General features: G+C 69.0%; 23 protein-coding genes and 2 pseudogenes. 13 read left to right on the top strand and 12 right to left on the bottom strand.

From position 1 onward, the window contains the following. Nucleotides 1–5: 5 nt before the first annotated feature. Both CBM2586_RS28965 and CBM2586_RS28960 read right to left on the bottom strand, forming a co-directional pair. Nucleotides 6–965 (bottom strand): Bug family tripartite tricarboxylate transporter substrate binding protein, encoded by a 960-nt coding sequence (locus CBM2586_RS28965; RefSeq protein ID WP_115691288.1) that lies wholly within the window; start codon nucleotides 963–965, stop codon nucleotides 6–8. Nucleotides 966–1,009: 44 nt separating this feature from the next. Further along, nucleotides 1,010–2,173 carry a CaiB/BaiF CoA transferase family protein gene (locus CBM2586_RS28960; RefSeq protein ID WP_115691286.1) on the bottom strand — a complete coding sequence of 388 codons (1,164 nt, stop codon included), beginning with the start codon at nucleotides 2,171–2,173 and terminating at the stop codon, nucleotides 1,010–1,012. Nucleotides 2,174–2,496: 323 nt separating this feature from the next. Here CBM2586_RS28960 and argG point away from each other — a divergent pair, with 323 nt between their 5' ends. The 4 genes from argG (at nucleotide 2,497) to CBM2586_RS28940 (ending at nucleotide 7,268) form a co-directional block, all read left to right on the top strand. Then, a complete protein-coding gene (argG, locus tag CBM2586_RS28955; protein ID WP_112776192.1) occupies nucleotides 2,497–3,822 on the top strand; it encodes an argininosuccinate synthase in 1,326 nt (441 codons plus the stop codon). Between the two features lie 228 nt (nucleotides 3,823–4,050). After that, nucleotides 4,051–5,424: an MFS transporter gene (locus CBM2586_RS28950; RefSeq protein ID WP_115665916.1), complete on the top strand. Its 1,374-nt coding sequence runs from the start codon at nucleotides 4,051–4,053 to the stop codon at nucleotides 5,422–5,424. A 19-nt stretch (nucleotides 5,425–5,443) separates the two neighbouring features. Then, nucleotides 5,444–6,037: an RBBP9/YdeN family alpha/beta hydrolase gene (locus CBM2586_RS28945; protein WP_115691284.1), complete on the top strand. Its 594-nt coding sequence runs from the start codon at nucleotides 5,444–5,446 to the stop codon at nucleotides 6,035–6,037. 67 nt (nucleotides 6,038–6,104) lie between these two features. After that, entirely contained in the window at nucleotides 6,105–7,268 is a 1,164-nt protein-coding gene (locus CBM2586_RS28940) for a porin (protein WP_115665917.1), read from the top strand. Between the two features lie 50 nt (nucleotides 7,269–7,318). On the opposite strand, the gene CBM2586_RS28935 is transcribed toward CBM2586_RS28940, so the two are convergent. Next, nucleotides 7,319–8,326, bottom strand: a complete 1,008-nt coding sequence (locus CBM2586_RS28935) for an AraC family transcriptional regulator (protein ID WP_115691282.1) — start codon at nucleotides 8,324–8,326, stop codon at nucleotides 7,319–7,321. Nucleotides 8,327–8,443: 117 nt separating this feature from the next. On the opposite strand from CBM2586_RS28935, the gene CBM2586_RS28930 reads away from it, so the two are divergent. The 3 genes from CBM2586_RS28930 to CBM2586_RS28920 are packed head-to-tail and all read left to right on the top strand — an operon-like array spanning nucleotide 8,444 to nucleotide 10,739. Continuing rightward, nucleotides 8,444–9,502, top strand: a complete 1,059-nt coding sequence (locus CBM2586_RS28930) for a 3-keto-5-aminohexanoate cleavage protein (RefSeq protein ID WP_115691280.1) — start codon at nucleotides 8,444–8,446, stop codon at nucleotides 9,500–9,502. A gap of 60 nt (nucleotides 9,503–9,562) precedes the next feature. Beyond that, a complete protein-coding gene (locus tag CBM2586_RS28925) occupies nucleotides 9,563–9,754 on the top strand; it encodes a DUF1289 domain-containing protein (protein WP_115665920.1) in 192 nt (63 codons plus the stop codon). A 10-nt stretch (nucleotides 9,755–9,764) separates the two neighbouring features. After that, nucleotides 9,765–10,739: a tripartite tricarboxylate transporter substrate binding protein gene (locus CBM2586_RS28920; RefSeq protein WP_115665921.1), complete on the top strand. Its 975-nt coding sequence runs from the start codon at nucleotides 9,765–9,767 to the stop codon at nucleotides 10,737–10,739. A gap of 737 nt (nucleotides 10,740–11,476) precedes the next feature. On the opposite strand, the gene CBM2586_RS28915 is transcribed toward CBM2586_RS28920, so the two are convergent. Both CBM2586_RS28915 and CBM2586_RS28910 read right to left on the bottom strand, forming a co-directional pair. Continuing rightward, nucleotides 11,477–12,325 (bottom strand): TauD/TfdA dioxygenase family protein, encoded by an 849-nt coding sequence (locus CBM2586_RS28915; RefSeq protein ID WP_115665922.1) that lies wholly within the window; start codon nucleotides 12,323–12,325, stop codon nucleotides 11,477–11,479. Nucleotides 12,326–12,348: 23 nt separating this feature from the next. After that, entirely contained in the window at nucleotides 12,349–13,329 is a 981-nt protein-coding gene (locus tag CBM2586_RS28910; protein WP_115665923.1) for a quinone oxidoreductase family protein, read from the bottom strand. Between the two features lie 199 nt (nucleotides 13,330–13,528). Here CBM2586_RS28910 and CBM2586_RS28905 point away from each other — a divergent pair, with 199 nt between their 5' ends. After that, complete coding sequence (locus CBM2586_RS28905) at nucleotides 13,529–14,527, top strand: AraC family transcriptional regulator (RefSeq protein WP_115665924.1); 999 nt, start codon at nucleotides 13,529–13,531, stop codon at nucleotides 14,525–14,527. Between the two features lie 12 nt (nucleotides 14,528–14,539). Here CBM2586_RS28905 and CBM2586_RS28900 read toward each other — a convergent pair whose 3' ends face one another. Together CBM2586_RS28900 and CBM2586_RS28895 are read right to left on the bottom strand one after the other, a co-directional pair. Beyond that, nucleotides 14,540–15,670 carry a tRNA-dihydrouridine synthase gene (locus CBM2586_RS28900; protein ID WP_115691278.1) on the bottom strand — a complete coding sequence of 377 codons (1,131 nt, stop codon included), beginning with the start codon at nucleotides 15,668–15,670 and terminating at the stop codon, nucleotides 14,540–14,542. Continuing rightward, nucleotides 15,667–16,064, bottom strand: a pseudogene (locus tag CBM2586_RS28895) (RidA family protein). The gene CBM2586_RS28900 and the pseudogene CBM2586_RS28895 overlap by 4 nt, the downstream one beginning before the upstream one ends. A gap of 144 nt (nucleotides 16,065–16,208) precedes the next feature. Between CBM2586_RS28895 and CBM2586_RS28890 the strand changes: the two are divergent. The 4 genes and pseudogenes from CBM2586_RS28890 to CBM2586_RS28880 all read left to right on the top strand — a co-directional run bounded on the left by CBM2586_RS28890 (nucleotide 16,209) and on the right by CBM2586_RS28880 (nucleotide 19,108). Continuing rightward, nucleotides 16,209–17,108, top strand: coding sequence for a LysR substrate-binding domain-containing protein (locus CBM2586_RS28890; RefSeq protein ID WP_231942663.1), 900 nt, complete (start codon nucleotides 16,209–16,211; stop codon nucleotides 17,106–17,108). 12 nt (nucleotides 17,109–17,120) lie between these two features. Further along, a pseudogene (locus CBM2586_RS32255) lies at nucleotides 17,121–17,374 on the top strand (MOSC domain-containing protein); the annotation flags it as partial. 73 nt (nucleotides 17,375–17,447) lie between these two features. After that, nucleotides 17,448–18,404 carry a prolyl aminopeptidase gene (gene pip / locus CBM2586_RS28885; protein ID WP_115691276.1) on the top strand — a complete coding sequence of 319 codons (957 nt, stop codon included), beginning with the start codon at nucleotides 17,448–17,450 and terminating at the stop codon, nucleotides 18,402–18,404. Between the two features lie 50 nt (nucleotides 18,405–18,454). Further along, the gene (locus CBM2586_RS28880) at nucleotides 18,455–19,108 is read left to right on the top strand and encodes a glutathione S-transferase family protein (RefSeq protein WP_115691274.1); all 654 of its coding nucleotides are present in this window, start codon (nucleotides 18,455–18,457) and stop codon (nucleotides 19,106–19,108) included. Here CBM2586_RS28880 and CBM2586_RS28875 read toward each other — a convergent pair. Beyond that, the gene (locus CBM2586_RS28875; protein WP_115691272.1) at nucleotides 19,066–20,373 is read right to left on the bottom strand and encodes an SGNH/GDSL hydrolase family protein; all 1,308 of its coding nucleotides are present in this window, start codon (nucleotides 20,371–20,373) and stop codon (nucleotides 19,066–19,068) included. The two genes, CBM2586_RS28880 and CBM2586_RS28875, sit on opposite strands and share 43 nt — an antisense overlap. A 133-nt stretch (nucleotides 20,374–20,506) precedes the next feature. Between CBM2586_RS28875 and CBM2586_RS28870 the strand changes: the two genes are divergently transcribed. Beyond that, entirely contained in the window at nucleotides 20,507–21,412 is a 906-nt protein-coding gene (locus CBM2586_RS28870; RefSeq protein ID WP_115665930.1) for a LysR family transcriptional regulator, read from the top strand. Between the two features lie 22 nt (nucleotides 21,413–21,434). On the opposite strand, the gene CBM2586_RS28865 is transcribed toward CBM2586_RS28870, so the two are convergent. From CBM2586_RS28865 to CBM2586_RS28850, 4 genes are all read right to left on the bottom strand, one after another. After that, the gene (locus tag CBM2586_RS28865) at nucleotides 21,435–22,652 is read right to left on the bottom strand and encodes a cation:proton antiporter (protein ID WP_115691270.1); all 1,218 of its coding nucleotides are present in this window, start codon (nucleotides 22,650–22,652) and stop codon (nucleotides 21,435–21,437) included. A 61-nt stretch (nucleotides 22,653–22,713) separates the two neighbouring features. Beyond that, on the bottom strand, nucleotides 22,714–23,445 hold the full coding sequence (gene fabG, locus CBM2586_RS28860; protein WP_115665932.1) for a 3-oxoacyl-ACP reductase FabG: 732 nt from the start codon (nucleotides 23,443–23,445) through the stop codon (nucleotides 22,714–22,716). 58 nt (nucleotides 23,446–23,503) lie between these two features. After that, nucleotides 23,504–24,733 (bottom strand): NAD(P)/FAD-dependent oxidoreductase, encoded by a 1,230-nt coding sequence (locus tag CBM2586_RS28855; protein WP_115691268.1) that lies wholly within the window; start codon nucleotides 24,731–24,733, stop codon nucleotides 23,504–23,506. Nucleotides 24,734–24,876: 143 nt separating this feature from the next. Continuing rightward, nucleotides 24,877–26,193, bottom strand: coding sequence for an MFS transporter (locus CBM2586_RS28850; protein WP_115665934.1), 1,317 nt, complete (start codon nucleotides 26,191–26,193; stop codon nucleotides 24,877–24,879). Nucleotides 26,194–26,284 lie beyond the last annotated feature (91 nt).

Raw genomic sequence — 26,284 nt, 5'->3', positions numbered from 1 at the left:
ATGGCTTACTGAAGCTTGGTGAAATGGATCGCCTCGACTACTTGCTGCCAGTGCGTGTTCTGCCCGCGGATCAGGTCGCCGAAGGCCTTGCGCGAGGTCGGGGCCGGGATCGCGCCCTGCTTTTCGATGGCGGAGACCACCTCGGGCTCGGCCAGCACCTTGCGCACCGCGTCGTTGAGCTGGTCGAGGATGGCGGCGGGCGTGCCCGCCGGCGCGCCGAGGCCGAACCACGACGGGTTGTTCATCGCCGGCAGACCGGCCTCGGCATAGGTCGGCACGTTGGGCAGCACCTTCAGGCGCTGCCTTGCGGCCACCGCCAGCGGCTTGAGGCGGCCGCCCTGGATCAGCCCGGACGACGACGGGATATTGTCGAACACCACCTGGATCTGGCCGGCGACGGCATCGTTGAGCGCCGGGCCCAGGCCCTTGTACGGCACGTGCAGCATGCGCGTGCCGGTGGCATTCATGAACAGCTCGCCGTTCATGTGGCTCAGGCCGCCGTTGCCCGACGAGCCGAACGAATACTTGCCGGGATTGGCCTTGAGCAGCTTGATGAACGACGCCAGGTCCGTCGCCGGGAAGGCCGGATTGACCACCAGCACGTTGGGCACGTCGGCCAGGTTGCTGATCGGCGCGAAATCCTTTACCGGGTCGTAGGCGGTCTTCAGATAGACGTTGGGGTTGACCGCGTGCGAGCTCTCGACCTCCATCACCAGCGTGTAGCCGTCGGCCGGTTGCCTGGCCGCGTAGGCGCTGCCGACCGCGCCGCCGGCGCCGGGGCGGTTCTCGATCACCACCGGCTGGCCCAGCACCGGGCCCAGGCGGGTGCCGACGATGCGGGCGATGATGTCGGTGGTGCCGCCGGCGGCGTAGGGCACGATCAGCTTGATCGGCCGCTCGGGATAGGCGGCGTGCGCGCTGCTGGCGATGCCGAGCAGGGCCATGGCGAAAAGGGCGGGCTTCATCGGGATGTCTCCGGGTCAGGGTTATGGATGTCGTGGCCTGGCGGTCAGCGCGGCGGGCTGTGTTCGCCCAGCAGCGGTGGCGCTGCCAGCGGGCCCTCGTGGCCGGCCAGCATCGGGTTGCGCACCATCGGCACGCGGCCCATCACCGGGTGCTCGGCCATCTGCATCAGCCGGCGGTGCTGTACCTGCGGATGGGCGAAGACTTCGTCCATGGTGTGGATCGGGCCCCACGGCACGCGGGCGGCATCGAAGGCCTCGGTCCAGGCGGCGCGGGTACGGGTGGGGAAGAGCGCGGTCAGCTGCGCGCGCAACCCGTCCAGGTGTTCGATGCGCGCGGAATTGGTGGCGTAGCGCGGGTCCTGCGCCAGCGCCGCGATGCCGGCCACGGCGCAGAAGCGCGCGAACTGGCTGTCGTTGCCGATCGCCAGGATCAGGTGGCCGTCGGCGCAGCGGAACACTTCATACGGCGCGCAGTTCGGATGGGCGTTGCCGCTGCGCTGCGGGTTCTGGCCCGAGACCAGGTAGTTGGCGGCCTGGTTGGCATTCATCGCCACCGCGACGTCAAGAAGCGCGATGTCCAGGTGCGCGCCCGCGCCGGTCGCCTGGCGCTGGTACAGCGCGGCCAGCACCGCGGAGGTGGCATACATGGCGGTGCTCAGGTCGACCACCGCCACGCCGGTGCGCAGCGGGCCGGCGCCGGGCGTGCCGTCGGGCTGGCCGGTGTAGCTCATGAGCCCGCCCATGCCCTGGAACACATAGTCGTAGCCGGGCTTGTCCGCCATCGGCCCGCTCTGGCCGAAGCCGGTGATCGACAGGTAGACCAGGCCCGGGTTGAGCGCCTTGAGCGCGTCGTAGTCCAGCCCGTAGCGGCGCAGCGTGCCGACCTTGTAGTTCTCGACCAGCACGTCGGCCGTGCGCGCCAGCTCGCGCACCTGCGCCGCGCCTTCGGGCGTGCCGTAGTCGATCGCGACCGAACGCTTGCCGCGGTTGCAGCAAATGAAATAGCCGGACAGGCGCGGATCGCCTTCGGTGCCGGCCGGCGCGTCGAGGTAGGGCGGCCCCCAGCCGCGGGTATCGTCGCCGCGCCCGGGGTGCTCGACCTTGGTCACCTCGGCGCCCAGGTCGGCGAGGTTCTGGGTACACCAGGGTCCGGCCAGGATGCGCGACAAATCCAGGACCCGGACGCCTTCCAGGGCGCGATGCAGCATGACGACTCCGCTTTCTGATCACAGTGCGGCGCAGTATAGGGAGGGGTATCGAGCCGAACCAGTCGAGAGTTTTGAAAGGCGCGTTCGCCGGATTTGAACGGTATCGCCGGGCCGCGGCCGGCGCGGCGGGGGTGGCGCCGGCGCCCCGCCGGGGCCCGCGTTTGGCGCGTGGGCGCTGCCGTGTCACAATTCGCGTTTGGCACTGACTCGGCACGTGACTCGGCCGGCCGCGTCGCCGTGCTTCCCGCCGCCCCCCGACCGCTTGCGGCCGACGCTGTGGAAGCCCGTCCAAGAGCCGACAAATTCACATTGATTTTCTGGCGATGACTACCATCCTGCAGCACATTCCTACCGGCCAGCGCGTCGGTATCGCCTTCTCCGGCGGCCTTGACACCAGCGCGGCACTCCTCTGGATGCGCCAGAAGGGCGCCGTCCCCTACGCCTACACCGCCAACCTGGGCCAGCCCGACGAGCCCGACTACGACGACATCCCGCGCCGCGCCAAGGCCTACGGCGCCGAGGAAGCCCGCCTGGTCGATTGCCGCACGCAGCTGGTGGCCGAGGGCATCGCCGCCCTGCAGTGCGGTGCCTTCCATATCTCCACCGCCGGCATCACCTACTTCAACACCACCCCGATCGGCCGCGCCGTCACCGGCACCATGCTGGTCGCCGCGATGAAGGAAGACGGCGTCAACATCTGGGGCGACGGCAGCACCTTCAAGGGCAACGACATCGAGCGCTTCTACCGCTACGGCCTGCTGACCAACCCCGGCCTGCAGATCTACAAGCCGTGGCTGGACCAGCAGTTCATCGACGAACTGGGCGGCCGCGCCGAGATGTCCGAGTTCATGCGCCAGAACGGCTTCGACTACAAGATGTCGGCCGAAAAGGCATACTCGACCGACTCCAACATGCTGGGCGCGACCCACGAGGCCAAGGACCTGGAGCACCTGGATTCGGGCATCCGCATCGTCCAGCCGATCATGGGCGTGCAGTTCTGGCGCGACGACGTCGAAGTCAAGCGCGAGGAAGTCACGGTGCGCTTCGAGGAAGGCCAGCCGGTGGCGCTGAACGGCCAGACCTTCGCCAACGCCGTCGACCTGTTCATGGAAGCCAACCGCATCGGCGGCCGCCATGGCCTGGGCATGAGCGACCAGATCGAGAACCGCATCATCGAAGCCAAGAGCCGCGGCATCTATGAGGCGCCGGGCCTGGCGCTGCTGTTCATCGCCTACGAGCGCCTGATCACCGGCATCCACAACGAAGACACCATCGAGCAGTACCGCGACAACGGCCGCCGCCTGGGCCGCCTGCTGTACCAGGGCCGCTGGTTCGACCCGCAAGCCATCATGCTGCGCGAAACCGCCCAGCGCTGGGTCGCCGGCGCCATCACCGGCGAGGTCACCATCGAACTGCGCCGCGGCAACGACTACTCGATCCTGAACACCACCTCGCCCAACCTGACCTACAAGCCGGAACGGCTGACGATGGAGAAGGGCGAGTCGATGTTCACGCCGCTGGACCGCATCGGCCAGCTGACCATGCGCACGCTGGATATCGTCGATACGCGCGAGAAGCTGCAGACCTATGCCAGGACCGGCCTGCTCTCGACGCAGGTCAGCGCCTCGCTGCCGAAGCTGGAAGACTGAGCTTCGCGCTGCGCCGCCTGAGGGCGGGAGCCCCGAAACCGGCACCTCAGGGTGCCGGTTTTTTTTGTCTCGGCGTTTTCCCCACCTGTCCCGTATTGTCAAGCGAACGTCCCGGAATATCAAACCGCGCGGTCCCGATCGCCAGATACTGGCTGCGCTCGCCCGCCATTTCGCGCGGGTACCGAATACCCGGCGGCCACGACCGCCGGCCGGCTTCCGGAGACTTCCATGCCCACATCCCGCCTTGCCCCTGCCGCCGCATCGGCCGCATCCGCCGCATCCGCCGCGCCGACGCCGGCTGCGCCCGCGGCTGCCGGACCGCGCTATGCGTGGCTGGTCTTTGCGCTGACCTTTGCGCTGCTGCTGTCGGACTACATGTCGCGCCAGGTGCTCAATGCCGTGTTCCCGCTGCTGAAGGCCGAATGGCAACTCGGTGATACGGAGCTGGGAGCGCTCGGCGGGGTGGTGGCGCTGATGGTCGGCGTGCTGGCGATTCCGCTGTCGCTGCTGGCCGACCGCTGGGGACGCGTGCGCAGCCTGGTGCTGATGGCGGCGCTGTGGAGCCTGGCCACGCTGGGCTGCGCGCTGGCCGGCAGCTTCGGCCAGATGTTCCTGGCGCGGCTGTGCGTCGGCATCGGCGAGGCGGCGTATGGCAGCGTGGGCATCGCGGTGGTGGTGTCGGTGTTTCCGCGCCACCTGCGCGCCGGCCTCAGCGCCGCGTTCATCGCCGGCGGCGCGTTCGGCTCGGTGCTGGGCATGGGACTGGGCGGCATCCTGTCCGCACACTTCGGCTGGCGCGTGGCCTTTGCCGGGATGGCGGCGTTCGGGCTGGCGATGGTTGCCTGCTACGCGCTGACGATCAGCGAGCGGCGCGTGCGCGGGCTGCAGCAGCGCGTTGCCGCCGCCAACGGAGACGACAACGGCGACGCGGCCGCGGCGCGCCAGCTGGCGCCGCGCCGGATCGTGCGCGAACTGCTGACCGTGCCCTCGATGCTGTGCGCCTGTGCCGGCAGCGCCTTGCAACTGCTGGTGATGGCCGCGCTGCTGGCGTGGCTGCCTAGCTTCTTGACGCGCGAGTACGGCATGGCCACGGGCCGTGCCGGCGTGGTGGCGTCACTGCTGGTGCTGGTGGCCGGCGCCGGCATGGTGGTCTGCGGCGCGCTGACCGACCGCGTGGCGCGCCACGCGCCCGGGCGCAAATGGCAGATGGCCATCGCCTACAGCCTGGCCTGCTGCGTGTTGCTGATGACGGCGTTCCGGCTGCCTGCCGGCACGGCCCAGCTGGTGCTGATCGGGGCCGGCATGCTGGTGGTGGGTGGCTGCGCCGGCCCCGCCAGCGCGATGGTGGCCAACCTGACCCGGCCCGCCATCCACGCCACCGCGTTTGCCACGCTGACGCTGATCAACAACCTGCTGGGCCTGGCGCCGGGCCCGTTCCTGACCGGCGTGCTGGCCGACCGCATCGGCCTGACCGGCGCGCTGCAATGGATTCCGCTGGCCGGCGCCGCCGCCACGCTGCTGTTCTGCATCGGCCGCCGGCACTATGCCGCGGACCTGCGGCGCCTGGATGGCCACTCCCTGCCTCGCGCTGTTTCCGCCTGACCCCCTTTCCGATCCGACCATGACTGCTACATCCACACACACTGTCCTGATGGTGCCGGGCCTGCGCGACCACGTCGCCGAGCACTGGCAGACCCTGCTGCAAGCCGAACTGCTCGCACAGGGACATGACGCCCGCTGCGTGCCGCCGCTGGAGCACGACAAGCTCAGCCGCGCCGCCCGTGTCGCCGCGCTCGATGCCGCGCTGGCGGACATCGACGGTCCGGTGGTGCTGGTCGCGCACAGCGCCGGCGTGATGATCACCGTGCACTGGGCGGCGCAGCACCGCCGCCCCATCCGCGGCGCGCTGCTGGTGACGCCGCCGGACTTCACCCAGCCGCTGCCGGACGGTTATCCGACGCAGCAAGCGCTGGCGCAGGCCGGCTGGCTGCCGACGCCGCTGGCGCCGTTGCCGTTCCCGAGCCTGGTGGCGGCCAGCCGCAACGATCCGCTGGCCAGCCATGCGCGCGTCACCGAGATGGCCGCCGCCTGGGGCAGCCGGCTGGTCGAGCTGGGCAATGTCGGCCACCTCAACCCCGCCGCCGGCTACGGTCCCTGGCCGCGCGCCCATGCCTTGCTGGCCGAGCTGGACATACTGGTCGCGCAGCAGGCGTGAGCTCGCCGCATCCGCGCCACAACAAGAGAAACCGGCCGCCAAGGCCGGGCAACCAAGGAGGAGATAGATGAACAGCAGAAACACCGTCATGGCCCTGATGCTGGGGTGCCCGCTGGCGGCCGCCGCGCAATCGTCCGTCACGCTGTATGGCGTGGCCGACGTCAACGTCGAATACGTGAACCGCGTCGGCGCCGTGCCGGTTGCCGCGAACGGCTTCAACCCGGGGCCGGGCGACAAGGTGTTCCGCATGGCGTCGGGCGGGCTGTCCGGTTCGCGCTGGGGTCTGCGCGGCATGGAGGACCTGGGTGCCGGATGGCAGGCATCGTTCGTGCTGGAAAGCGGCTTCAGCCTGGACAGTGGCACGCTGCAGCAAAGCGGTCGCCTCTTTGGCCGCCAGGCGTTTATCGCCGTGCAGCGCGCCGGCATCGGCCAGTTCAGCCTGGGCCGGCAGTACACGTCGATCTTCGAAGCGCTGGCGAATTTCTCGCCCACTGCCTATGCCACGCAATACGAACCGGTGGTGCTGCAGGCGGGCGCCAATTTCCGCGAGGACAACACCGTCAAGTACACCGGCCAGTTCGGCCCGCTGACGGCGCGTGCGCACTGGTCGTTCGGCGTCGGGCTCGCGCTGCCGCAGACCGTCGGCGTTGCCACGCCGATCGGGGGCAATGGCGAAGTGCCCGGACAGTTCCGCCGCGACACCGCCTATGGCGCCTCGCTCGCGTATGCCGCGGGACCGTTCGGCGCCACCGTCGGCTATGACCAGTGGAACCCGACCATCGGCACCAGCAGCGGCACCGTGCGCAAGGCCGTGGTGGGCGCCAGCTACACCTTTGGCCCGGCCAAGATCATGGGCGGCTATCGCTGGGGCCAGAACAAGAACGCCGCTGACGTGGTGATCCAGCGCGACGACTATTACTGGATCGGCGCCAACTATCAGGTCACCCCGGCCGTGGGTCTGACGCTCGAGTACAACTACGACAATGTCAGGAGCCTGTTCGGCGATACGCAGGTGGCCAACCCGTGGCAGATCGCCTTTGTCGCCAACTATGCGTTCTCGCGGCGCACCGACGTGTACCTGTCGACCGCCTACGCGCGCAACGCCGGCCTGATGCTGGAATCGCTGGCTACCGTCTATGCCAACAGCCTGTCGCTGGGCAACAGCTATGCCGCGGCCAACGGGCAACGCAGCATGGTTGGGGTGGCGTTGGGGATGCGGCATAAGTTCTGAGGGAACTACAGTGGGCTTGTCGCTACGCTACCGCGTAGCGACAAGCCGAATCAACTATCCCCCACCTGCCCCCGCCAAGCCGACACGCTGCCCCCGAAACGCCCGCTGAACCAGCGCGAGAACGCGCTCAGCGACGAAAATCCCAGCAGCGCGGCCACTTCCGACAGTGGCCGCTCGCGGTTTTCCAGGTAGCGGATGACGAGGTCGGCACGGGCCTCGGCCAGGATCTCGGAGTAGGTGGTCTGCGCCTGCCCGAGGCGCCGGTGTACGGTGCGGCGGTCGACACTGAGATGCTGGGCCACGCGCTCCACCGAGCACAGCCCGGTTGGCAGCAGCGCGTAGACCAGCTTGCGCACCATGTCCGGCATGGTGGCCGCGGTCGACTGCGCCAGCAGCGTGCCGAGATATTGCTTCACCTGCTGCGCCATCACCGGGTCATACGACGGCAACGGTGCTTCCAGGTCCGCGGCCTGGCAGACGATGCCGTCGAAATCCTGGTTGAACGACCCGGCCATGCCGAATACGCGCGCGAAGGTCGCGGTGCTGGCCGGCGCCGGATGCGTGAAGCAGATGCTGCGCGGCCGCCACGACGGTCCCAGGAACAGCTTCAGCATGCGAAACATCACGCCCACCGCCAGGTCGGTCGCCTGGCGCAACGTGCCCGGCGCTTCGCTGAGGACGTGCAGCCGGATCATCACCAGGTCATCGCTGTCCTCGACGCGCATCGACAGCGATTCATTCTGCAGGCCCATGTAGCGCACCATCGACTCCAGCGCGCGGCGCAGCGTCGGTTCCTCGCGCACCACGAAGGCCAGCGGACCCAGGTTGGAGAACTCGCGCAGCTCGGCCATCCGCAGGCCGAAATCATCGGCTCCGGCGGCGCGCGCCGACGCATCCAGCAGGCGGCCCACCGCTGCCGCCGGGATGCGGATGTCGGGGTCCAGCAGCACCGAGCGGTTGATCCTGGCGGCCCGGAGTTGCTGGTACGGATCCAGCCCCAGCGCACGCGCGACTTCGACGTAGTTGGTCAGGCTGGCACTGCGCAGGTAGTAGGACATGACAGCGGCTTCCGGGCTTTCCCTGAGTGTCCCGAAATGTAAATCGGTTGTCCCGGATCGTCAAATCGCCGCGGTCCGTTGACCGATACTCCAGTCACCAACCAACCGGAGCGATTTATGCAATTCCTCGACGATTCCCTGCACCCCGAGAACATGGACAAGGTGGTGATCACCGTGGCCCCGTATGGCCCCGAGTGGATGCCGCAGGACTTCCCGGAAGACATTCCGGTGACCATGGAAGAGCAGGTGCAGAAGGCGGTGGATTGCTACAACGCCGGTGCCACCGTGCTGCACCTGCACGTGCGCGAACTCGACGGCAAGGGCTCCAAGCGCCTGTCCAAGTTCAACGAACTGATCGCCGGCGTGCGCGCCGCGGTGCCGGACATGATCATCCAGGTCGGCGGCTCGATCTCGTTCGCGCCGGAGGATGACGGCCAGGAGGCCAAGTGGCTGTCGGACGACACCCGCCATATGCTGGCCGAGCTGGAGCCGAAGCCGGACCAGGTGACCGTGGCGATCAACACCACGCAGATGAACATCATGGAGCTGCTCTATCCGGAGTACCTGAAGGGGACTTCGCTGGAGCACCCGGCCTACCAGGCCGCCTACCGCGAGATGACCGTGCCGGCCGGCCCGGGCTGGGTCGAAGAGCACCTGCGCCGGCTGCAGGCCGCGGGCATCCAGCCGCATTTCCAGCTGACCGGCATGCACGCGCTGGAAACGCTGGAGCGGCTGGTCCGCGCCGGCGTCTACACCGGTCCGCTGAACCTGACCTGGATCGGCATCGGCGGCGGCTTTGACGGCCCCAACCCGTTCAACTTCTTCAACTTCGTGCACCGCGCCCCGGACGGCTGCACGCTGACCGCCGAGTCGCTGCTGAAGAATGTGCTGCCGTTCAACATGATGGCGATGGCGATGGGCCTGCATCCGCGCTGCGGCATCGAGGACACCATCATCGACCAGCACGGCAACCGCATGACCTCGGTGCAGCAGATCGAGCAGTGCGTGCGCGTGGCGAAGGAACTGGGCCGCGAGATCGCCTCGGGCAAGGAGGCCCGCGAGATCTACCGCATCGGCACCTGGTACGACAGCGCCGACGCCACGCTGCAAGCCAATGGCATGGCCCCCAACCGCAAGTCGGGGCAGAAGAACCTGCCGCTGCGCGCGGCGGCCTGACGGCTGGCCGCGGGGCCGGCGCACCAGCCGGCCCTGTGCCAGGCACCATAGGAGTCCGCGATGCATCACCCCGACGCCCTCGCCAATCCCTGCATCAACATTTGCCGAATGGATCTTGCCAACCGCTATTGCCAGGGTTGCGCCAGGACCCGGCTGGAAATCGGGCGCTGGGCGCGGATGAGCGAGGCGGAACGCGCGCAAGTCCTGGCGGCGGTGCCAGCACGCCGGGCAATCAAGATCCATACTACATAACGGAGACAACATGCCCATCCACCCTGCCTTCCTGCTGCGCATTGCCGCCGCGGCGGCCAGCCTGGCGCTGGCCGCTCCCTCTGCCATGGCCTGGACCAGCAAGCCGGTCCGGATGCTGGTGCCCGCCCCGGCCGGCGGCACCATGGACGTACTCGCCCGCCTGCTGGCGGACCAGCTGTCAGCGGACCTTGGCCACCCCGTGGTGGTTGACAACAAGCCCGGCGCCGGCGGCGGCATTGCCATCACCACCATGCTGGCGGCGCCGGCCGATGGCCAGACCATCATGGTCACCGCCAGCAATGTGCTGACCGAAGTGCCGCATGTGCTCAAGCCGGCGTTCGACCCGCTCAAGGATGTCCGCCCCATCGCCGCCGTGGCGCGTTCGCGCATGGTGATGATCGGCGCGCCCGGCCTGCCGGCCAAGGACCTGAAGAGCCTGGTCGGCTACGCGCGCGCCAATCCGGGCAAGCTCAGCTTTGCCTCGTACAGCGCCGGCACCGCCTCGCACTACGCCGGCATGATCATGAACCAGAAGGCCGGGCTGGACCTGCAGCATGTGCCCTTCGCCGGCTCGGCGCCGGCGCTGGCGCAGGTGATGGGCAACCAGATCGCGGTGATGTACGACGGCATGGTGACCTCGCTGCCAATGATCCGCGCCGGCAAGGTGCAGGTCTATGCGGTGGCGTCGAAGAGCCGCTCGCCGCTGCTGCCGCAGGTGCCGACCTTCGCCGAAATGGGCTACCCCGACATGGAGTTCAGCAACTGGGTGGGCGTGATTGCGTCGTCCAGGCTGTCGCCCGAACTGGCCGAGAAGATCCACGCGGCGGCCTACAAGGCCGCGGCTTCGGCCAAGGTGCGCGACCGGATGGAGGCGCTCGGCTATGAGCCGCTGCCGGCGCAGCCGTTGCCGCAGTTGAGCGAGTCCGTGCGCGCGGAGTTCGAGCGCAATGCCGGCATCGTCAAGGCGTTCAATATCCAGCCCTGAGTCCGTACCGGCGACAAAAAGAGGTTCATCGCCAAATTCCCGGGGATGATGGGGATGCGCAGGGATTGATGCGGTTGACTTCGTGGATGCGCCGACCCTCACCCGCCCCTCTCCCGCACGCGGGAGAGGGGAAAAAACATGCGGGCGGAGAGAGGCTGTTGGGCTCGCCCGCGACAAGGCCGTGCTAGCGCAGCGACGCACTCGGTGCCAGAGCAGTAGACCTGCGATCGGGAGCGCGCGCAGCGCAGCCGAAGGCGTCCCACCAATAACGTGATAAGCAGGTTGCCACCGACCTACAGTCGGGTTCGTCCATCCGACCCCGAACGCCAAGCACCTCCAGGTAGCGTCAGCAGACTGGAGCCCCCAAACCGCCTGAGCGCAAGTCACCACCGCCGGAGCCATCAACGCCGCCTTAGCCAGCCGCTTGGGCGACGCGCTCTTTGCCTACTTTCTGTCGCTCCGGACAGTAGGCAAAGAGCGCGCCGGCGAAACAGCCACGCCAGCCAAGCACGACAAACAAGGCAACCTCGGTACCCCAGCCCTACCAACATCCCCTACCAAGGTTCAGCCTTGAATACTCCACGGCCACAGGATACGGACAGTGCCAATCCAGCCCTGGAATTCTTCGAAAAACCACAAAAAAGGGGCAGCCTCGGAAGAGGCTGCCCCTTTTGTCCTGCTTGCCGCCGGCTCTGCAGGCACTGCAACAGGGTCGCTGCAGTGCCTGCCTGCGTCCGTCAGAACGGCACGTCGCCGATGATGCCGGCACGCTCCATCTTGCGCACCGTGGGTGCATAGTCCTGCACCGCGTAATGCTGCGTGCAGCGGTTGTCCCAGATCGCCACGCTGTGCTTCTTCCAGCGCCAGCGCACCTGGTATTCCGGGATCTCGGCCTGAGCGCACAGGTAGTGGAGCAGGTCGCCGGCGCCGGGCATGAAGTCCTTGCCGAAGCGCACCACGTCGCCGCGGTGGTAGTTGGCGAAGTGCGAGGTGAAGGCATTGACGAACAGGATCTTCTCGCCGGTTTCCGGATGGGTGCGCACCACGGGATGCTCGACCATCGGGAACTGCGCCGCCAGGGCCGCGCGCTTCTCCGGCGCCATGTTGGCGCCGAAGGTATGTTCAATGCTGTGCTTGGCGCGCAAGCCCTCGATGCGGTCCTTGATGTCCTGCGGCAGGCGCCGGTAGGCTTCGCCCATGTTGACCCAGATGGTGTCGCCGCCCACCGCCGGCGTTTCCACGCAGCGCAGCACGCAGCCCATCGGCGGCGCCTGGCGCCAGGTGGCATCGCAATGAAAGGAATTCTCGTAGTGCTCGACCTTGCTGTCGGGCGACTTGTAGATCTGCACCAGGCCCGGGTGTTCCGGATCGCTGCCCACCACGGGGTGGTCTTCCAGTTCGCCGAACCGGCGGGCAAAGGCAACGTGTTCGGCGCGGGTGATGTCCTGGTCGCGCAGGAACAGGACCTTGTGCTGCAGCAGCAGCGCCTTGATTTCAGCGAACAGGCCGGGGTCGCGCGACGCATCGGCCAGGCTGACGCCGGTCAGTTCGGCGCCGATGGTGCAGGTGAGGGGTTCCGCTTGCATGTGTTGTCTCCTCTTCCTTGTTTTCAGATGACGAAGATCGATGATCCGGTAGTGCGGCGCGCTTCCAGGTCCTGGTGCGCCTGGACCGCGTCTTCCAGCGCATAGCGCTGGTTGATGCCGATATGGATGCGGCCCGCGGCGACATGGCCGAACACCTCGTCGGCCAGCGCCTGCTTCTCGGCGGGATCGGCAATGTAGTCGGCCAGCGCGGGCCGGGTCAGGAACAGCGAGCCCTTCATGGCCAGCAGTGCCGGGTCGAACGGCGGCACCGGGCCCGACGCGGTGCCCACGCAGACCATGGTGCCGCGCCGCTTGAGCGAGTCCAGCGAACCCATGAAGGTGCTCTTGCCGACGCTGTCGAACACCACCGACACGCCCACGCCATCGGTCAGCTCGCGCACGCGTTTGGCCACGTCCTCGCGGGTGTAATAGATGATGTGGTCGCAGCCATGCGCACGCGCCACCTCGGCCTTGGCCTCGGTCGAGACCGTGCCGATCACGGTCAGGCCCAGCAGCTTAGCCCACTGCGACACGATCAGCCCGACGCCGCCCGCCGCCGCGTGCAGCAGGATGGTGTCGCCCGCGTTGAACGGATAGATGCGGCGCATCAGGTAGGCCGAGGTCAGCCCGCGCATGGTCATCGCCGCGGCGGTTTCGAAGGCGATGCTGTCGGGCAGGCGGATCAGCGGCGCCGCCGGCACCAGGCGTTCGCTGCTGTACGCGCCCAGCGTGTTGACGAAGCCGGTGTAGGTGACGCGGTCGCCCGGCGCCACATTGGTCACGCCCGCCCCCACCGACACCACCACGCCGGCGGCTTCGACGCCGATGCCACTGGGCAGCGGCACCGGGTAGGTGCCATTGCGGAAATAGGTGTCGGCGTAGTTCAGGCCCACCGCGACATGGCGGATGCGGACCTGGCCCGGGCCGGGGTCGCCGACCTCCATGTGTTCGTAGCGCAGCACTTCGGGGCCGCCGGTCTCATACATGCGGACGACATTTGCCATGATTGTGGTCTCCAGGGTTGCATGGGTGCAGGGTGTCCTGCCATGCCTGCCACTGTAGGCTTCGTGGCCCGCGCCGGCTTTGCATTGGCCACCGATGACTTTGCATTTCATGCCAGGAGGCCTATGATCCTGCTGCGGCGGGCAGGCATGTCGCCGCCACGGCGCAGGACATCGCAACGCATCGCAAGGCAAGAACGGTTTGGAAACGCTCATACGTGCCGCCGCACTGACCAACTTCCTGGAGGTAGCGCGCGACCTCGGCCTGGAGACGCAGCCGCTGCTGCGCCAGGCGCGGTTGCGCCGCGCCTGGCTCGACGATCCCGACCAGCGGGTGCCGCTCGGCGCCTGCGTGGCGCTGCTGGAAGCCGCGGCGCAGGCCTCGGACTGCATCACGTTCGGGCTGCGCATGGCGGAGTCGCGCCAGCTGTCGGACTTTGGCGTGATGAGCCTGCTGATCAGCCAGCAGCCGACGCTGCGCGCCGCGCTTGCCACCACCATCCGCTATCGGCACCTGGTCAACGACTCGGTGGCGCTGTTGCTGGAGGATGCCGGCAGCGCCGTGGTGATCCGGCAGGAGGTGCTGAGCGACGCGCCCTCGCGGCAGGCCACCGAGCTGGCCATCGGCGTCGTGTTCCGCATGTGCGCGCTGCTGCTGGGGCCGCGCTGGCAGCCGATCGGGGTCAGCTTCACGCATGCGGCGCCGGACGACCTGCGCGTGCATCGCCGGCTGTTCGCCTGCCCGCTGGAGTTCAATGCGGACTGCAATGGCATCATCTGCCGCGCCGCCGACCTCGACGCCCCCAACCCGGGCGCGGATCCGGTGATGGCGCGCTATGCGCAGCAGTTCATCGACACGCTGCCGCGCGCCAGCCCGCAATCGATCGGCCATGAAGTGCGCGCCGCCATCTACCTGATGCTGCCGATGGGCCGCGCCACCTGCGAAGCGGTGGCCGAAGGCCTGGGGCTGAGCCTGCGCACCATGCAGCGCCAGCTCGACGACGCGGGCGAGAACTTCACCGGCATCCTCAACGACGTGCGGCGCGAACTGGCGCGACGCTATGTCGAGAATCCGCGCTATTCGCTGCTGCGCGTGTCGCAGCTGCTGGGCTATGGCTCGGCCAGCGCCTTTACGCGCTGGTTCTCGGGGCAGTTCGGCACCGCGCCGGCCAACTGGCGCAGGGACCGCGCCGGGCGGTAGGGCGGCAAGGCATCAGCCCGCCCACGCCGCCGGAGCTTCGCGCAGCGCCAGTTCCGCGTCCTTGATGCCGGCCAGCGGCGCCAGCACCGCGGCATCGAACCGCCGCACCGGTCGTCCCGCGCGCACCCGCGCCGGCCAGTCCGGATTCGCCAGCGCGCCGCGTCCGAGCGCGACCAGGGTCGCACCCTGCGCCAGCATGGCGGCCGCGCGCTCCGGTTCGGCGAGGCTGCCGTTGGCGACGATGGCCAGCCCCGGCGCCGCGCGCCGGGCGTGCTGCACCAGCGACGCAGCGCCGTCGGCGAAGGCGGGCTGCCAGGCTTCATGCTCGGTCACATGGAGGTAGTCGACGCCGCTCGCCGCAATCGCGCCAAACAGCGTGGCAGCGCCATCCGCGCCTTCGGGCCACTGGTAGGTGAAGTCATTGACCTTGGCCTGCGAGATGCGCACGCCGACGATGACATCGTTCCCCGCCGCGGCGCGCACCGCGCGGATCGTCTCCAGCAGCAGGCGCATGCGCTGCGCGATGGCGCCGCCCCAGCCATCCTGGCGCAAGTTGGTATGGTTGTTGAGAAACTGGTCGAGCAGGTAGCCGTTGGCGCCGTGGATCTCCACGCCGTCGAAGCCGGCGTCGCGCGCCAGCCGCGCCGCTTGCGCAAAGCCGTCGACGGCCTGCAGGATCTCTGCCTGGTCCATCGCGCGCGGCATCCGGTATGCGCCGGTGCCGCCATACAACGTCAGCTTCCGGCCCCTGGGCTGCACCGCCGAGGGCCCGGCGGTATCGTCGCGGAAGCGGTTGGCCTGCGACAGCGCCCCCGCATGCATCAGCTGCGCGATCATGCGCCCGCCGGCATGGTGGACCGCGTCCACGATCCCGCGCCAGCCCTGCGCCTGCTGCGCGTCGGTCAGTCCCGGCTGGCCGGCATAGCCCTGCGCATAGGCGCGGTCGGTATAGATGCCCTCGCTGACGATCAGGCCAAAGCCGCCGCGGGCAAAGCCCCCGTAGTAGCGGCACATGGCCGCGGTGGGAACGCCGGCGTCGGTGGCGCTGATGCGCGTCATCGGCGCCACCACCAGGCGGTTGCGCAGCGGCACGCCGTTCAGCGCCGGGGTATCGAACAGCGAAGGCGCGGCGGGCGTGGTCATTGCGCGCCCTCCGTGGTCAGCGCGATGGCTTCGATCTCGATCATCGCGTCCGGCGCATACAGGGCCGAGACCTCGACGATGGTATCGGCCGGATAGGGTGCGGAAACCACTTGCGCCGCAGCGCGACGATTTTCGGGAAGTGTTCCATCGAGGTCAGGAAGATCGTCACCTTGGCCACCCGGTCCAGCCCCGAGCCGCCCGCCTGCAGCGCGCGCCGGAGGTTGCGGAAGGCCTGCTCGGCCTGCGCGTCGAAGTCGCCGCGGCCGACGATGGCGCCGTCGTCGCCGACCCCGGCCTGGCCGGAAACGAACAGCAGGCCGCCGGCCCGGATGGCCTGGGACAGCAGGTAGGGAGCATAGGGATCGGGTTGGGTGTGGACTTGTTCCAGGGGCATCGCTGACTCCGCTAATGATTTAGTAAAATTCATCTCGACATCTGCTGGTGGTTGTTGCCGTCCAGCCGACATGCCAAGTATCGGAGCCGGAGTCGAGGGTGACAAATGGTCGCTTCTCAGCCGATGCATGAGCCAAACTCACTCATGGGAGCCACCTTGCGCAACCTGCCGCCGCTGGGCGCCCTGCGCGCCTTCGAAGCCGCCGCCCGCCGCGCCAGCTTCAAGCTTGCCGCCGACGAACTGCACGTTACGCCGACGGCCATCAGCCACCAGATCCGCGCGCTGGAAGAGAGCCTGGGCGTGAGGCTGTTCGAGCGCCAGACCCGCAGGGTGCGGCTGACGGCGGCCGGGCAGCTGCTATTTCCAGCGGTGCGGGATGGCCTCGACGGCATCGAGCGCGCGGTGCAGGTGGTGCGGCCCAGCGGCCGCCCGCACGTGGCCTCGCTGACGTCGACGGTGGCATTCATGGCCAGGCGGCTGGCGCCGCTCGCCGGCCAGTTCCGCGCCGCGCATCCCGACTGGACCTTGCGCCTGGATGCCTCGGACCAGATCGTCGACCTGGACCGCGACGCGGACGCGGCGATCCGCTACGGCGGCGGCAGCTATCCGGGGCTGGTGGTCGAACCCTTGTTCCGCGACCGCTTTGCGCCGGTCTGCAGCCCCACCCTGAAACTGGCCACCATGCAGGACCTGAAGCACGCCACGCTGGTCCACTTCGAATGGGGCGCCGCCGCGCGCGACGAAGCGCGCGCGCCGGTATGGCGCCACTGGCTGGCGCGGGCCGGCGTCGAGGTGGCCGATGCGCAGGCTGGCCTGCGCTTTACCGACGAGATCCACGCGGTGCAGGCCACCATCGCCGGACAGGGCGTGGGCCTGCTCAGCCTGACGCTGGTGGCGGAAGAACTGGCCTCGGGCGCGCTGGTGCAGCCCTTTGACCTGGCGCTGGAGAGCTTCCGCTATGACCTGGTCTACAGCGAGCGAGCGGCGGACCGTCCGGCCACGCGGTTGCTGCGGGATTGGGTGAGAGGGGCATTTGCAGAGTAAGGCGTGATCTAGGTGCCCGTTGGCACGCGGTTGCGGCTCGGCTCCAACGCCGTGGTCGAGCTGACCGGCCTGCGCAACCCGTGTGGCCAGATCGGGCGTTTCGACCCGGTCTTCTGGCGCAGGTATTCAGCCGGACCTCCGACGGCACGCTGGTCCGCAAGGCAGGCGTCATGAGTGTCGTGATCGCGGGCGGCGTGGTGCGGCCGGGCGATGCCATTGGGATCGGTTTGCCGCCACCACCCCATCGTTTGCCCGACCGCGTCTAGCGGCGGATTGCGTGCGCCACGCCATGCCATGCCTGCGGCGTACACTGTGGCCTCGACTGTCGGAGACCCACCCATGCCCGCCCTGCGCACCCTCTACCCCGAAATCGAGCCCTACGAAACCGGCACGATTGATGTCGGCGACGGGCATGTCGTCTACTACGAGCGCGTGGGCACGCCCGGCGCCAAGCCCGCGGTGTTCCTGCATGGCGGGCCTGGCGGCGGCATCTCGCCGGACCACCGGCGGCTGTTCGATCCGGCGCGCTATGACGTGCTGCTGTTCGACCAGCGCGGCTGCGGACGCTCGACCCCGCATGCGGGGCTGGAGGCTAACACCACCTGGCACCTGGTCGACGATATCGAGCGGCTGCGCATGTTGGCGGGGGTGGAGCGCTGGCTGGTGTTCGGCGGCTCGTGGGGCTCGACGCTGGCGCTGGCCTATGCGCAGCAGCACCCGCAGCGCGTGAGCGAGCTGGTGCTGCGCGGCATTTATACGGTGTCGCAGGCGGAGCTGGACTGGTACTACCAGTACGGCGTGTCCGAGATGTTCCCCGACAAGTGGGCGCGTTTCCAGGCGCCGGTGCCCGTGGCCGAGCGCGGCAACATGATGGCGGCCTACCGCAAGCTGCTGACCGGCCCCGACCCCGACAAGCAGGTAGAGGCGGCACGCGCCTGGAGCGTGTGGGAAGGCGAGACCATTACCTTGCTGCCAGATGCAGGGAACAGCGCCAGGCATGACGACGGGCACTTCGCGCTGGCCTTCGCCCGGCTGGAAAACCACTATTTCACGCACCGCTGCTGGCTGGAAGATGGCCAGCTGCTGCGCGATGCGCACAAGCTGGCCAGCATCCCCGGCGTGATCGTGCACGGCCGCTATGACATGCCGTGTCCGGTGCGCTATGCCTACGCGCTGCACCAGGCGTGGCCGCAGGCGCAGTTCCACCTGATCGAAGGCGCCGGCCATGCGTGGACCGAGCCGGGCATCATGGACCAGCTGCTTGCCGCGACCGATTGCTTCGCCGCGCAGGGCTAGCCGCGCACTGAAGCTCCCCGGGGCATACGCCCACATCACTGGAGATCACGATGGAGCTGTACGCGCACCCGTTTTCGTCCTATTGCCAGAAGGTCCTCGTGGCGTTGTACGAGAACGCGATTCCCTTCGACTTGCGCATGCTGTCGCCCGACCACGCGCAGCACATGGACGAACTCGGCAAGCGCTGGCCGCTGCGGCGCATGCCGCTGCTGGTCGATGACGGCCGTTCGGTGTTCGAGTCCAGCATCATCGTCGAATACCTGGACCAGCATCACCGCGGCCCGGTGCGCTGGCTGCCCGAGTCGGCCGATGGCGCGCTGAAGGTGCGCCTGCTCGACCGCTTCTTCGACCAGTACGTGATGACGCCGATGCAGCGCATCGTGGCCGATTACCTGCGCCCCGCGGCGAACCGCGATCCGCATGGCGTGGCCGAATACCGCCAGCTGCTGGACTCGGCCTATGCGTGGCTCGAGACCGAGCTGGCGGCCCGGCAATGGGCCGCGGGCGATGCCTTCACGCTGGCGGACTGCGCCGCCGCGCCGTCGCTGTTCTATGCGGACTGGGTGCAGCCGATTCCGCAGTCATGCGGCAACGTGCGCGCGTATCGCGAGCGGCTGCTGGCGCGGCCGTCGTTTGCGCGCGCGGTGGACGAGGCGCGGCCCTATCGTCCGCTGTTCCCGCCGGGCGCGCCCGAGCGCGACTGACCGGCGAGCGCGGGCAGGGCCAGGTCGAACTGCGCCGCCATGGCGCGATAGCCGGCATCGCCGGGATGCAGGTGGTCGCCGCTGTCGAAGGCCGGCAGCAACGCCTGCGGCCGCGCCGGATCGCGCACCGCGGCGTCGAAGTCCACCACCGCATCGAATGCGCCGCCATGGCGGATCCAGTCGTTGACCGCCAGCCGCACGGCTTCCTTGCCCGGGCTGTCATAGCCGCGGATCGGCGTGTCGCGCAACGCGCCGGCAAACGGCGTGATGGTGGCGCCGATCACGCGCACGCCGCGTGCATGCGCACGGGCGATCAGGCGCCGGTAGCCCGCGATCAGTTCGTCGGCCCGCGGCACGGCGTCGTGCGGCGCGAAGGTCGAGCCTGGCCAGGCGATATCGTTGATGCCGATGGCCGCGATCACCGTGCGGACATGCGCCTGGCTCAGCACGTCGCGGTCCAGCCGCGCCAGCGCGGACGCGCCCATGCCGTCGCGCAGCAGCCGGCCGCCGGAGATGCCGGCGTTGAGCACGGCCACTCCGTCGGCGGCCAGCCGCTGCGCCAGCAGGTCCGGCCAGCGCCGGTTGGTGTCGGGGGTGGAGCCGTTGCCTTCGGTGATCGAATCGCCGAGCGCGACCACCGCAGCCGCGCCCGCCGGGGCTTCGACCTGCACCTCGCTCACCACGATGCGCGCGCTGAATACCTGTGGCGCAGCCAGCATGGCTTGCGCGGTCGCGTTGCCGGCTGCCAGCCATGCGCTCTGGCGGCCATCCCAGTGGAACGATTCGAGCGCGGTGCGCTGCGGCAGGTAAAGGCTGAGCGCGAGTTCACCCAGCGCAGGGGTAGCGAGCGCGATCGCGTCGCTTGCCACCGACTGGCCCGCCGGGATGGTCACGGTCGGACGGCCGCCGAAGGTTACGGCGCGGCTGCCGGCGAGTTCGATGCGGCCGCCGCCGGCATGGGGTGCGAGTTGCGCCGCGCCGACCACGAGCGGTTGCCGGCCATAGGGGTTTGACAGCACCACGCGCAGCCGCTCCCCGCCTGCGCTCAGCCGCACCACCTGGCGCACGGTCTGGTCCGCCATCTCCGCCGGCACGCCGGTGGGCAGCGGCAGGGCGTGCGCTTGCCACACCGGCTGCTGGCTGGCCATCCAGCTGGTCAGCCAGGCCCGCTCTTGCAGGGGGCTGGCGAGCGCCGCGCTGCTGGCGACGGCGGCGGCAAGGGTCGCTGCCGCGGCGCGGCGCAGGAAACGAAGATCGGAAAACATGGATAGGTCCTGTCGGGTGGACGGGCAACGTTGCCGGCATGGGGCCCACGTTAGGCCATTCCCCTCATGCCAGGTAGCGGGCAAAATGGCATATTGCTCATTCCAATCCGGAATGAAGAAAACCAGGAGCGGCATGGACACCATCCGGGCAATGCAGGTCTTCGTGCGCGCGGTGGAACTCGGCAGCCTGTCGGCGGTGGCGCGCGAGCAGCAGTCGACGCAGCCGACCGTCAGCAAGACCGTGGCCGCGCTGGAGCGCGAGCTGGGCGTGCGTCTGCTGGCGCGCAGCACCACCAGCCTGGCGCCGACCGAGGCCGGGCGGCGCTTCTACGAGCGCGCGCGGCGCGTGCTGGACGAATACGGCGAGGCGGTCAGCGACGCGCGCGGCGCAACCGGCCAGCCGGCGGGCCGCGTGCGCGTGGGCGCGCCCGCCAGCTTCGGCGTGCTGCGCCTCAATGCGCTGGTGCTGGCGTTCCAGCAGCGCTATCCGGAAGTCGAGGTGGAACTGCTGTTCGACGACCGCTTCGTCGACCTGGTCGAAGCCGGGGTCGACGTGGCGGTGCGCCTCGGCGCCACGCTGCCGCCGCATGTGGTGGCGCGCCGGATCGCGGTGTCGCAGCGCCTGCTGGTGGCGGCGCCGGACTACCTGGCGCGGCATCCGAAGATCAGGCAGCCGGCGGACCTGGCGCGCCATCGGATCCTGCGCTTTACCTGGCTCGCCGCGGGCGAAGAGATCGTGCTCGACGGCCCCGGCGGGCAGGCGCTGGTGAGCGCGCCATGCCGTTACCGCGTCAACAACTCGCTGGCGATGCGCGAGAGTTTCCTTGCCGGCGCCGGCTTTGGCATGACGCCGGCGTGGCTGGTGCAGGACCTGCTCGACAGCGGCGCGCTGCAGCGGGTGCTGCCGCGCTGGCACGGCCCGGCGCAGGAAGCGTTCCTGGTCTGCCCGACGCGGCGCTACCAGCCGGCACCGGTACGCGTGCTGCTGGAGTTCCTGGCGCGGGCGATAGCGGGCCTGCCGGGATTTACCCCGGTGTAAGGATCCGGGGGGAGGGCGGATGTCAGGGCAGGCGCTGCCGCGCTACCAGCATCGTCAACGGCCGCGCCAGCAAGGTGCTGGCCAGCGCCATCAGCAGCAGGCCGGAAAACGCCGCGGTGCTGATGATGCGCGCGTCCAGCAGCACGGTCAGCACCACCACCTCGACCAGGCCCTTGGTCTGCAGCAGCGTGCCCAGTGCCAGCGCATCGCGCCAGCCCATGCCGGCGCGGCGCGCCGGCAGCGCCACGCCGGCCATCTTGCCCGCGACCGCGACCACCAGCGACAGCGCCGCGATCCACAGCGTCATCGGATGGTCCAGCGAGATCTCGGTGCGCAGCCCCGCGGCGAGGAAGAAGAACGGCAGCAGCACCACCACCGTGACCGGTTCCAGCTGCTGGCGCACGCGCTGCGCCGCGCTAGCCGGCCATGCCAGCCCGGCGACAAAGCCACCCATCACGTGATGCAGCCCCGCCAGTTCGCCGAGGAAGGCCGAGACCAGCACCAGGCACAGCGCTATCGCCAGCAGCAGCTCGGTTTCCGGCGCGCGCCGGCGCAGCAGCCAGGCCAGCGTGGGACGCACCGCCAGCAACATGAACGCCAGGTAGGCCGCCGCGCGCAGCGCCACGGTGACGGCGCCGGCGCCGCCGTGGCCGCCGTGCTGCAACAGCACCAGCGTCAGGAACAGCCACACCCAGGCATCGTTGACGGCGGCGCAGCGCAGCGCCAGCTGGCCCAGGTGCGTGCCGGTCAGGCGCATCTCGCGCAGCAGCGCGCCCAGCACCGGCAGCGCCGTGACCGCGGTGCAGATGCCCATCGCGCCGGCGAACCACGCCGGGCTGGCCAGCTCGCCGGCGACCGGCCAGCCGGCGCCCACCATCCACCAGCCCGCCGCGGCCCCGAGCGCCAACGGCGCCGCAATGCTGCCCAGCGAGATCTGCACGGTCGCGCGCCACTGCGGCGGCACGCCGCCTTCGCGCAAGTGCAATCCGGTCAGGAAACAGAACAGCGTCACGGCCAGCCATTGCAGGCCGGACAGCATCGGCAGGCGCTCGGGCCCGAACAGCGCGGTCCAGCCGTGCGGCGCCAGCGCGCCGAACACCGACGGGCCCAGCACGATGCCGGCCAGCACCTGCACGCCGACCAGCGGAAACATCGCGCGCAGGCCGGCGCCACGCCAGAGCAGATAAGGCAGCGCGACCACCAGCATCGCCTGCAGGAAAAAAATGCTGACTCCGTTCATGGCGCCATCCGCAACAAGCCGGGGTCCCGGATGACGCCGGCTCCGGCCGTGGCGACGCATTTCATCCGAACATCCCGCCGTTGACCGAGATCACCTGGCGCGTGATATAGCCCGCGTCCGGCGACAGCAGGAAGGCCACGGTGGCGGCGACTTCGTCCGGCGTGCCCATGCGCCGCGCCGGGATCAGGCGCAGCGCTTCGTCGCGCACGTGCGGCGCGACCATGTCGGTGTCGATCAGTCCCGGCGCGACGCAGTTGACCGTGATCGCGCGCTTGGCCAGCTCGATCGCCAGCGCCTTGGTGGCGCCGATGATGCCGGCCTTGGCCGCGCTGTAGTTGGCCTGGCCGCGGTTGCCCACCAGCCCCGATACCGACGACAGCGTGACGATGCGGCCCGGCTGGCGGCGCTGCACCATCGGCATCACCACCGGGTTGAGCACGTTGTAGAAGGCATCGAGGTTGGTGTGCACCACCTCGTCCCATTCGTTGCCGGTCATGGCCGGGAAGGCGGCGTCGCGCGCCAGCCCCGCGTTGCAGACCACGCCGTAGTAGCAGCCATGCGCGGCGATATCGGTCAGCAGCGCGCTGGCGGCGTCCTCGCGGCGGGCCACGTCGAAGCACAGCACGCGCGACTTGCGCCCACACGCGCGCACGGCATCGGCGACCGAGTCGGCCTCGTCGCGGCGCGCGCGGCAGTGCACCACCACGTCATAGCCGTCGCGGGCCAGCCGCAGGGCAATGGCGCGGCCGATGCCGCGGGACGAACCCGTGACCAGCACGGTCGGATGGCTCATGGTTGTTGTCCTTGCAGAACCGCCTGCGCCCAGGCAGGCTGGCATACGGTGAGGCGCATCAGACCTTGCAGAATTCTTCCAGCACCGCCAGCCGCCGGCGCGGCTCGGTGACGAAGGGATTGTCGCGGTCCCAAGCATAGCCGGCCAGGATCGCCGCGATCATGTCGCGGATTTCCGAGGTGGCGTTGGGATGGAAGATCAGCTTCTGGAAACGGCCTTCATACCAGGCTTCGACAAAGACGCGGAAGCAATCGACGCCGGCCTTGAGCGGCCGCGCGAAGTCCTGCTCCCAGTCCACCGTGTCGCCGCGCAGCTGGCGCACCAGGCATTGCGCCGCCAGGCTGGCCGACTTGAAGGCGATGGTCACGCCTGACGAGAACACCGGGTCGAGGAACTCGCCGGCATTGCCCAGCAGCGCATAGCCGTTGCCCCACAGCGACTTCACGTTGGCCGAATAGCCCGCGATCTGGCGCGCCGGGGTGTCCCATTGCGCGTTGGCCAGCAATGCGGCCAGGCCCGGCTCTTCGGCCACCAGCGCCTGCAGCCGCCCGGTCTCGGTGCCGGTGTAGCGGTCCAGGAACGCCTTCTCGGCGACCACGCCCTGCGAGCAGCGCCCGTCCGAAAACGGGATGGTCCAGTACCAGACGTCCTGGTGCTGCGGATGCACGCTGATCAGGATCTTGTTGCGGTCGAAGGTGCCGGCGGGGATGCGGTCTTCCACGTGCGTGAAGATCGCGCTGCGCACCGGAAAGCCCGACGGCGTTTCCAGCTGCAGCAGGCGCGGCAGGATGCGGCCGAAGCCGGAAGCATCGAGCAGGAACTTCGCGCGCACCGTGTACCGGCTGCCGTCCGGCGCGCGCACGCTGACTTCCGGCTGCGCGCCGCTGACATCGACGTTCTCGACCGCATGCGAGAAGCGCACCTCGGCGCCCTGGCGCTCGGCCTCGCGGATCAGCACGTGGTCGAACTGCGCGCGCTGCACCTGGTAGGTGGTGCCCCAGCCCGGCGAGTACTTCTGGCGGAAGTCGAAGGCGGTGCGCTGCGTGCCGCGCGCGAACGCGGCGCCGTTCTTGTACTGGAAGCCGGCTTCCACCACCGCGCGCAGCATGCCCGCTTCCTCGAGATAGGCCATGCTTTGCGGCAGCAGGCTTTCGCCGATGGAGAAGCGCGGGAAGGTTTCTTTCTCGAGCACCAGCACCGGAATCCCGTGCTTGCGCAGCAGGCCGGCAGCAACCGAGCCCGCAGGCCCAGCGCCGATGATGACGACGTCCGTGGTTTCCGTTTTCATAAGCTTCGGCTCCGGAATCACATCCGGAACGACGGGATTTTGGCGGGCGTCAATTGTACTCAGAACGCTGCCCGGCGCCGGCAAAACCGGCCCCGGCGGTTTTTGCAACTCACGGCGAGAGCTGCGCGGGCGCGGCGCGCCCCTCAGACATGCGTGCCCAACGCCCGATTGATCCGCAGCGCCAGCAGCGTGCAGGCGGCGCCGGAAAGCAGGTAGCCGCTCACCGCGAACAGGCCGAATTCCGCCGACAGCCCCAGCGCCACCAGCGGCGCGAAGCCGGCGCCGAACAGCCACGCCATGTCGGTGGTCAGTGCCGCCCCGGTGTAGCGGAAGCGCCGCTCGAAGTTCGAGGTCAAGGCACCGGCGGCCTGGCCGTAGGACAAGCCCAGCAGGCCGAAGCCGAGCAGGATGAACAGGTCCTGCGCCAGCGGGCCGCCGCCCATCAGCCAGGGCGCGAACAGGCTGAAAATGCCGATCAGGATGGCCATCAGCGCCAGCGTGGTGCGCCGCCCGATCCGGTCCGCGATCACGCCCGAGGCGATGGTGCCGAGGATGCCGATGAAGGCGCCGGCGATCTGCACCGCCAGCACGTCCGTGACCGGCTGCGAGCCATTGAGCGCGACCCACGACAGCGGAAACACCGTCACCAGGTGGAACAGCGCAAAGCTCGCCAGCGCCGCGAACGCGCCCAGCAGCAGGTTGTAGCCCTGCTTCCTGACGATCTCGGTGGTGCTGATGGGCTCGAGCTCGTCCTCGTCCAGCAGTTGCGTGTATTCGTGCGTCACCACCAGCCGCAGGCGCGCGAATAGCGCCACCACGTTGATTGCGAACGCGACGTAGAACGGATAGCGCCAGCCCCACGCCAGGAACTCGTGCGGCTCCAGGCTGAGGTTGAGGAACAGGAACAGCGCGCCGGCGACGATAAAGCCGGTGGGCGCGCCCAGCTGGCCCAGCATCGCATACCAGCCGCGCCGCTGCGCGGGCGCGTTCAGCGCCAGCAATGAGGGCAGGCCGTCCCACGAGCCGCCGAAGGCCACGCCCTGCAGCGTGCGGAACACCGCCAGCAGGATGATGGAGGTCTGGCCGAGCGCGGCATAGCCGGGCAGGAAGGCGATGCCGACGGTGGCGGTGCCGAGCAGGAACAGCGATGCGGTCAGCTTGACGCCCCGGCCCCAGCGGCGCTGGATGCGCATGAACAGCGTGGTGCCGAAGGGCCGGCCGATAAAGGCCAGCGCGAAGATGGCGAAGGCGTAGAGCAGCGCGTCGAGCCGGTCGGCGAAGGGAAAGTACACCGCCGGGAACACCAGCACCGAGGCGATGCCGTAGACGAAGAAATCGAAGTACTCGGAAGCGCGGCCGATGACCACGCCGGTGGCGATTTCCGCGGGCGCGACATGCGCGGCGCCGGGCGCCGGAGGTGCTGTAGGAGACGCGCGGTGCTGGTGGGTCGCGGTGGTCATCGGCATACCTCCCGTGTCTGTGAGCGAGGGCACTGCAAATTGCACCATGAAGAATGGCACTGCAGCGCCTACACTGCCATAGTTGCTCAGA

The sequence above is a fragment of the Cupriavidus taiwanensis genome (genome assembly GCF_900250115.1).
Lineage (GTDB): Bacteria > Pseudomonadota > Gammaproteobacteria > Burkholderiales > Burkholderiaceae > Cupriavidus > Cupriavidus taiwanensis_B.
This window is presented reverse-complemented; position numbering and strand designations above follow the sequence as displayed.

Excerpts from the sequence above, each read along its gene's own strand:
- CBM2586_RS28940 (WP_115665917.1), top strand. The coding sequence starts at position 6,105 with ATGAACAGCAGAAACACCGTCATGGCCCTGATGCTGGGGTGCCCGCTG.
- CBM2586_RS28870 (WP_115665930.1), top strand. The coding sequence starts at position 20,507 with ATGGACACCATCCGGGCAATGCAGGTCTTCGTGCGCGCGGTGGAACTC.
- CBM2586_RS28965 (WP_115691288.1), bottom strand. The coding sequence starts at position 965 with ATGAAGCCCGCCCTTTTCGCCATGGCCCTGCTCGGCATCGCCAGCAGC.
- CBM2586_RS28925 (WP_115665920.1), top strand. The coding sequence starts at position 9,563 with ATGCATCACCCCGACGCCCTCGCCAATCCCTGCATCAACATTTGCCGA.
- CBM2586_RS28890 (WP_231942663.1), top strand. The coding sequence starts at position 16,209 with ATGGGAGCCACCTTGCGCAACCTGCCGCCGCTGGGCGCCCTGCGCGCC.
- CBM2586_RS28920 (WP_115665921.1), top strand. The coding sequence starts at position 9,765 with ATGCCCATCCACCCTGCCTTCCTGCTGCGCATTGCCGCCGCGGCGGCC.
- CBM2586_RS28855 (WP_115691268.1), bottom strand. The coding sequence starts at position 24,733 with ATGAAAACGGAAACCACGGACGTCGTCATCATCGGCGCTGGGCCTGCG.
- CBM2586_RS28915 (WP_115665922.1), bottom strand. The coding sequence starts at position 12,325 with ATGCAAGCGGAACCCCTCACCTGCACCATCGGCGCCGAACTGACCGGC.
- CBM2586_RS28900 (WP_115691278.1), bottom strand. The coding sequence starts at position 15,670 with ATGACCACGCCCGCCGCGCCTTCGCTGTTCGATACCCCGGCGCTGAAC.
- pip (WP_115691276.1), top strand. The coding sequence starts at position 17,448 with ATGCCCGCCCTGCGCACCCTCTACCCCGAAATCGAGCCCTACGAAACC.
- CBM2586_RS28945 (WP_115691284.1), top strand. The coding sequence starts at position 5,444 with ATGACTGCTACATCCACACACACTGTCCTGATGGTGCCGGGCCTGCGC.
- CBM2586_RS28960 (WP_115691286.1), bottom strand. The coding sequence starts at position 2,173 with ATGCTGCATCGCGCCCTGGAAGGCGTCCGGGTCCTGGATTTGTCGCGC.
- fabG (WP_115665932.1), bottom strand. The coding sequence starts at position 23,445 with ATGAGCCATCCGACCGTGCTGGTCACGGGTTCGTCCCGCGGCATCGGC.
- CBM2586_RS28910 (WP_115665923.1), bottom strand. The coding sequence starts at position 13,329 with ATGGCAAATGTCGTCCGCATGTATGAGACCGGCGGCCCCGAAGTGCTG.
- CBM2586_RS28875 (WP_115691272.1), bottom strand. The coding sequence starts at position 20,373 with ATGTTTTCCGATCTTCGTTTCCTGCGCCGCGCCGCGGCAGCGACCCTT.
- CBM2586_RS28865 (WP_115691270.1), bottom strand. The coding sequence starts at position 22,652 with ATGAACGGAGTCAGCATTTTTTTCCTGCAGGCGATGCTGGTGGTCGCG.
- CBM2586_RS28850 (WP_115665934.1), bottom strand. The coding sequence starts at position 26,193 with ATGACCACCGCGACCCACCAGCACCGCGCGTCTCCTACAGCACCTCCG.
- CBM2586_RS28935 (WP_115691282.1), bottom strand. The coding sequence starts at position 8,326 with ATGTCCTACTACCTGCGCAGTGCCAGCCTGACCAACTACGTCGAAGTC.
- CBM2586_RS28930 (WP_115691280.1), top strand. The coding sequence starts at position 8,444 with ATGCAATTCCTCGACGATTCCCTGCACCCCGAGAACATGGACAAGGTG.
- CBM2586_RS28880 (WP_115691274.1), top strand. The coding sequence starts at position 18,455 with ATGGAGCTGTACGCGCACCCGTTTTCGTCCTATTGCCAGAAGGTCCTC.
- CBM2586_RS28950 (WP_115665916.1), top strand. The coding sequence starts at position 4,051 with ATGCCCACATCCCGCCTTGCCCCTGCCGCCGCATCGGCCGCATCCGCC.
- argG (WP_112776192.1), top strand. The coding sequence starts at position 2,497 with ATGACTACCATCCTGCAGCACATTCCTACCGGCCAGCGCGTCGGTATC.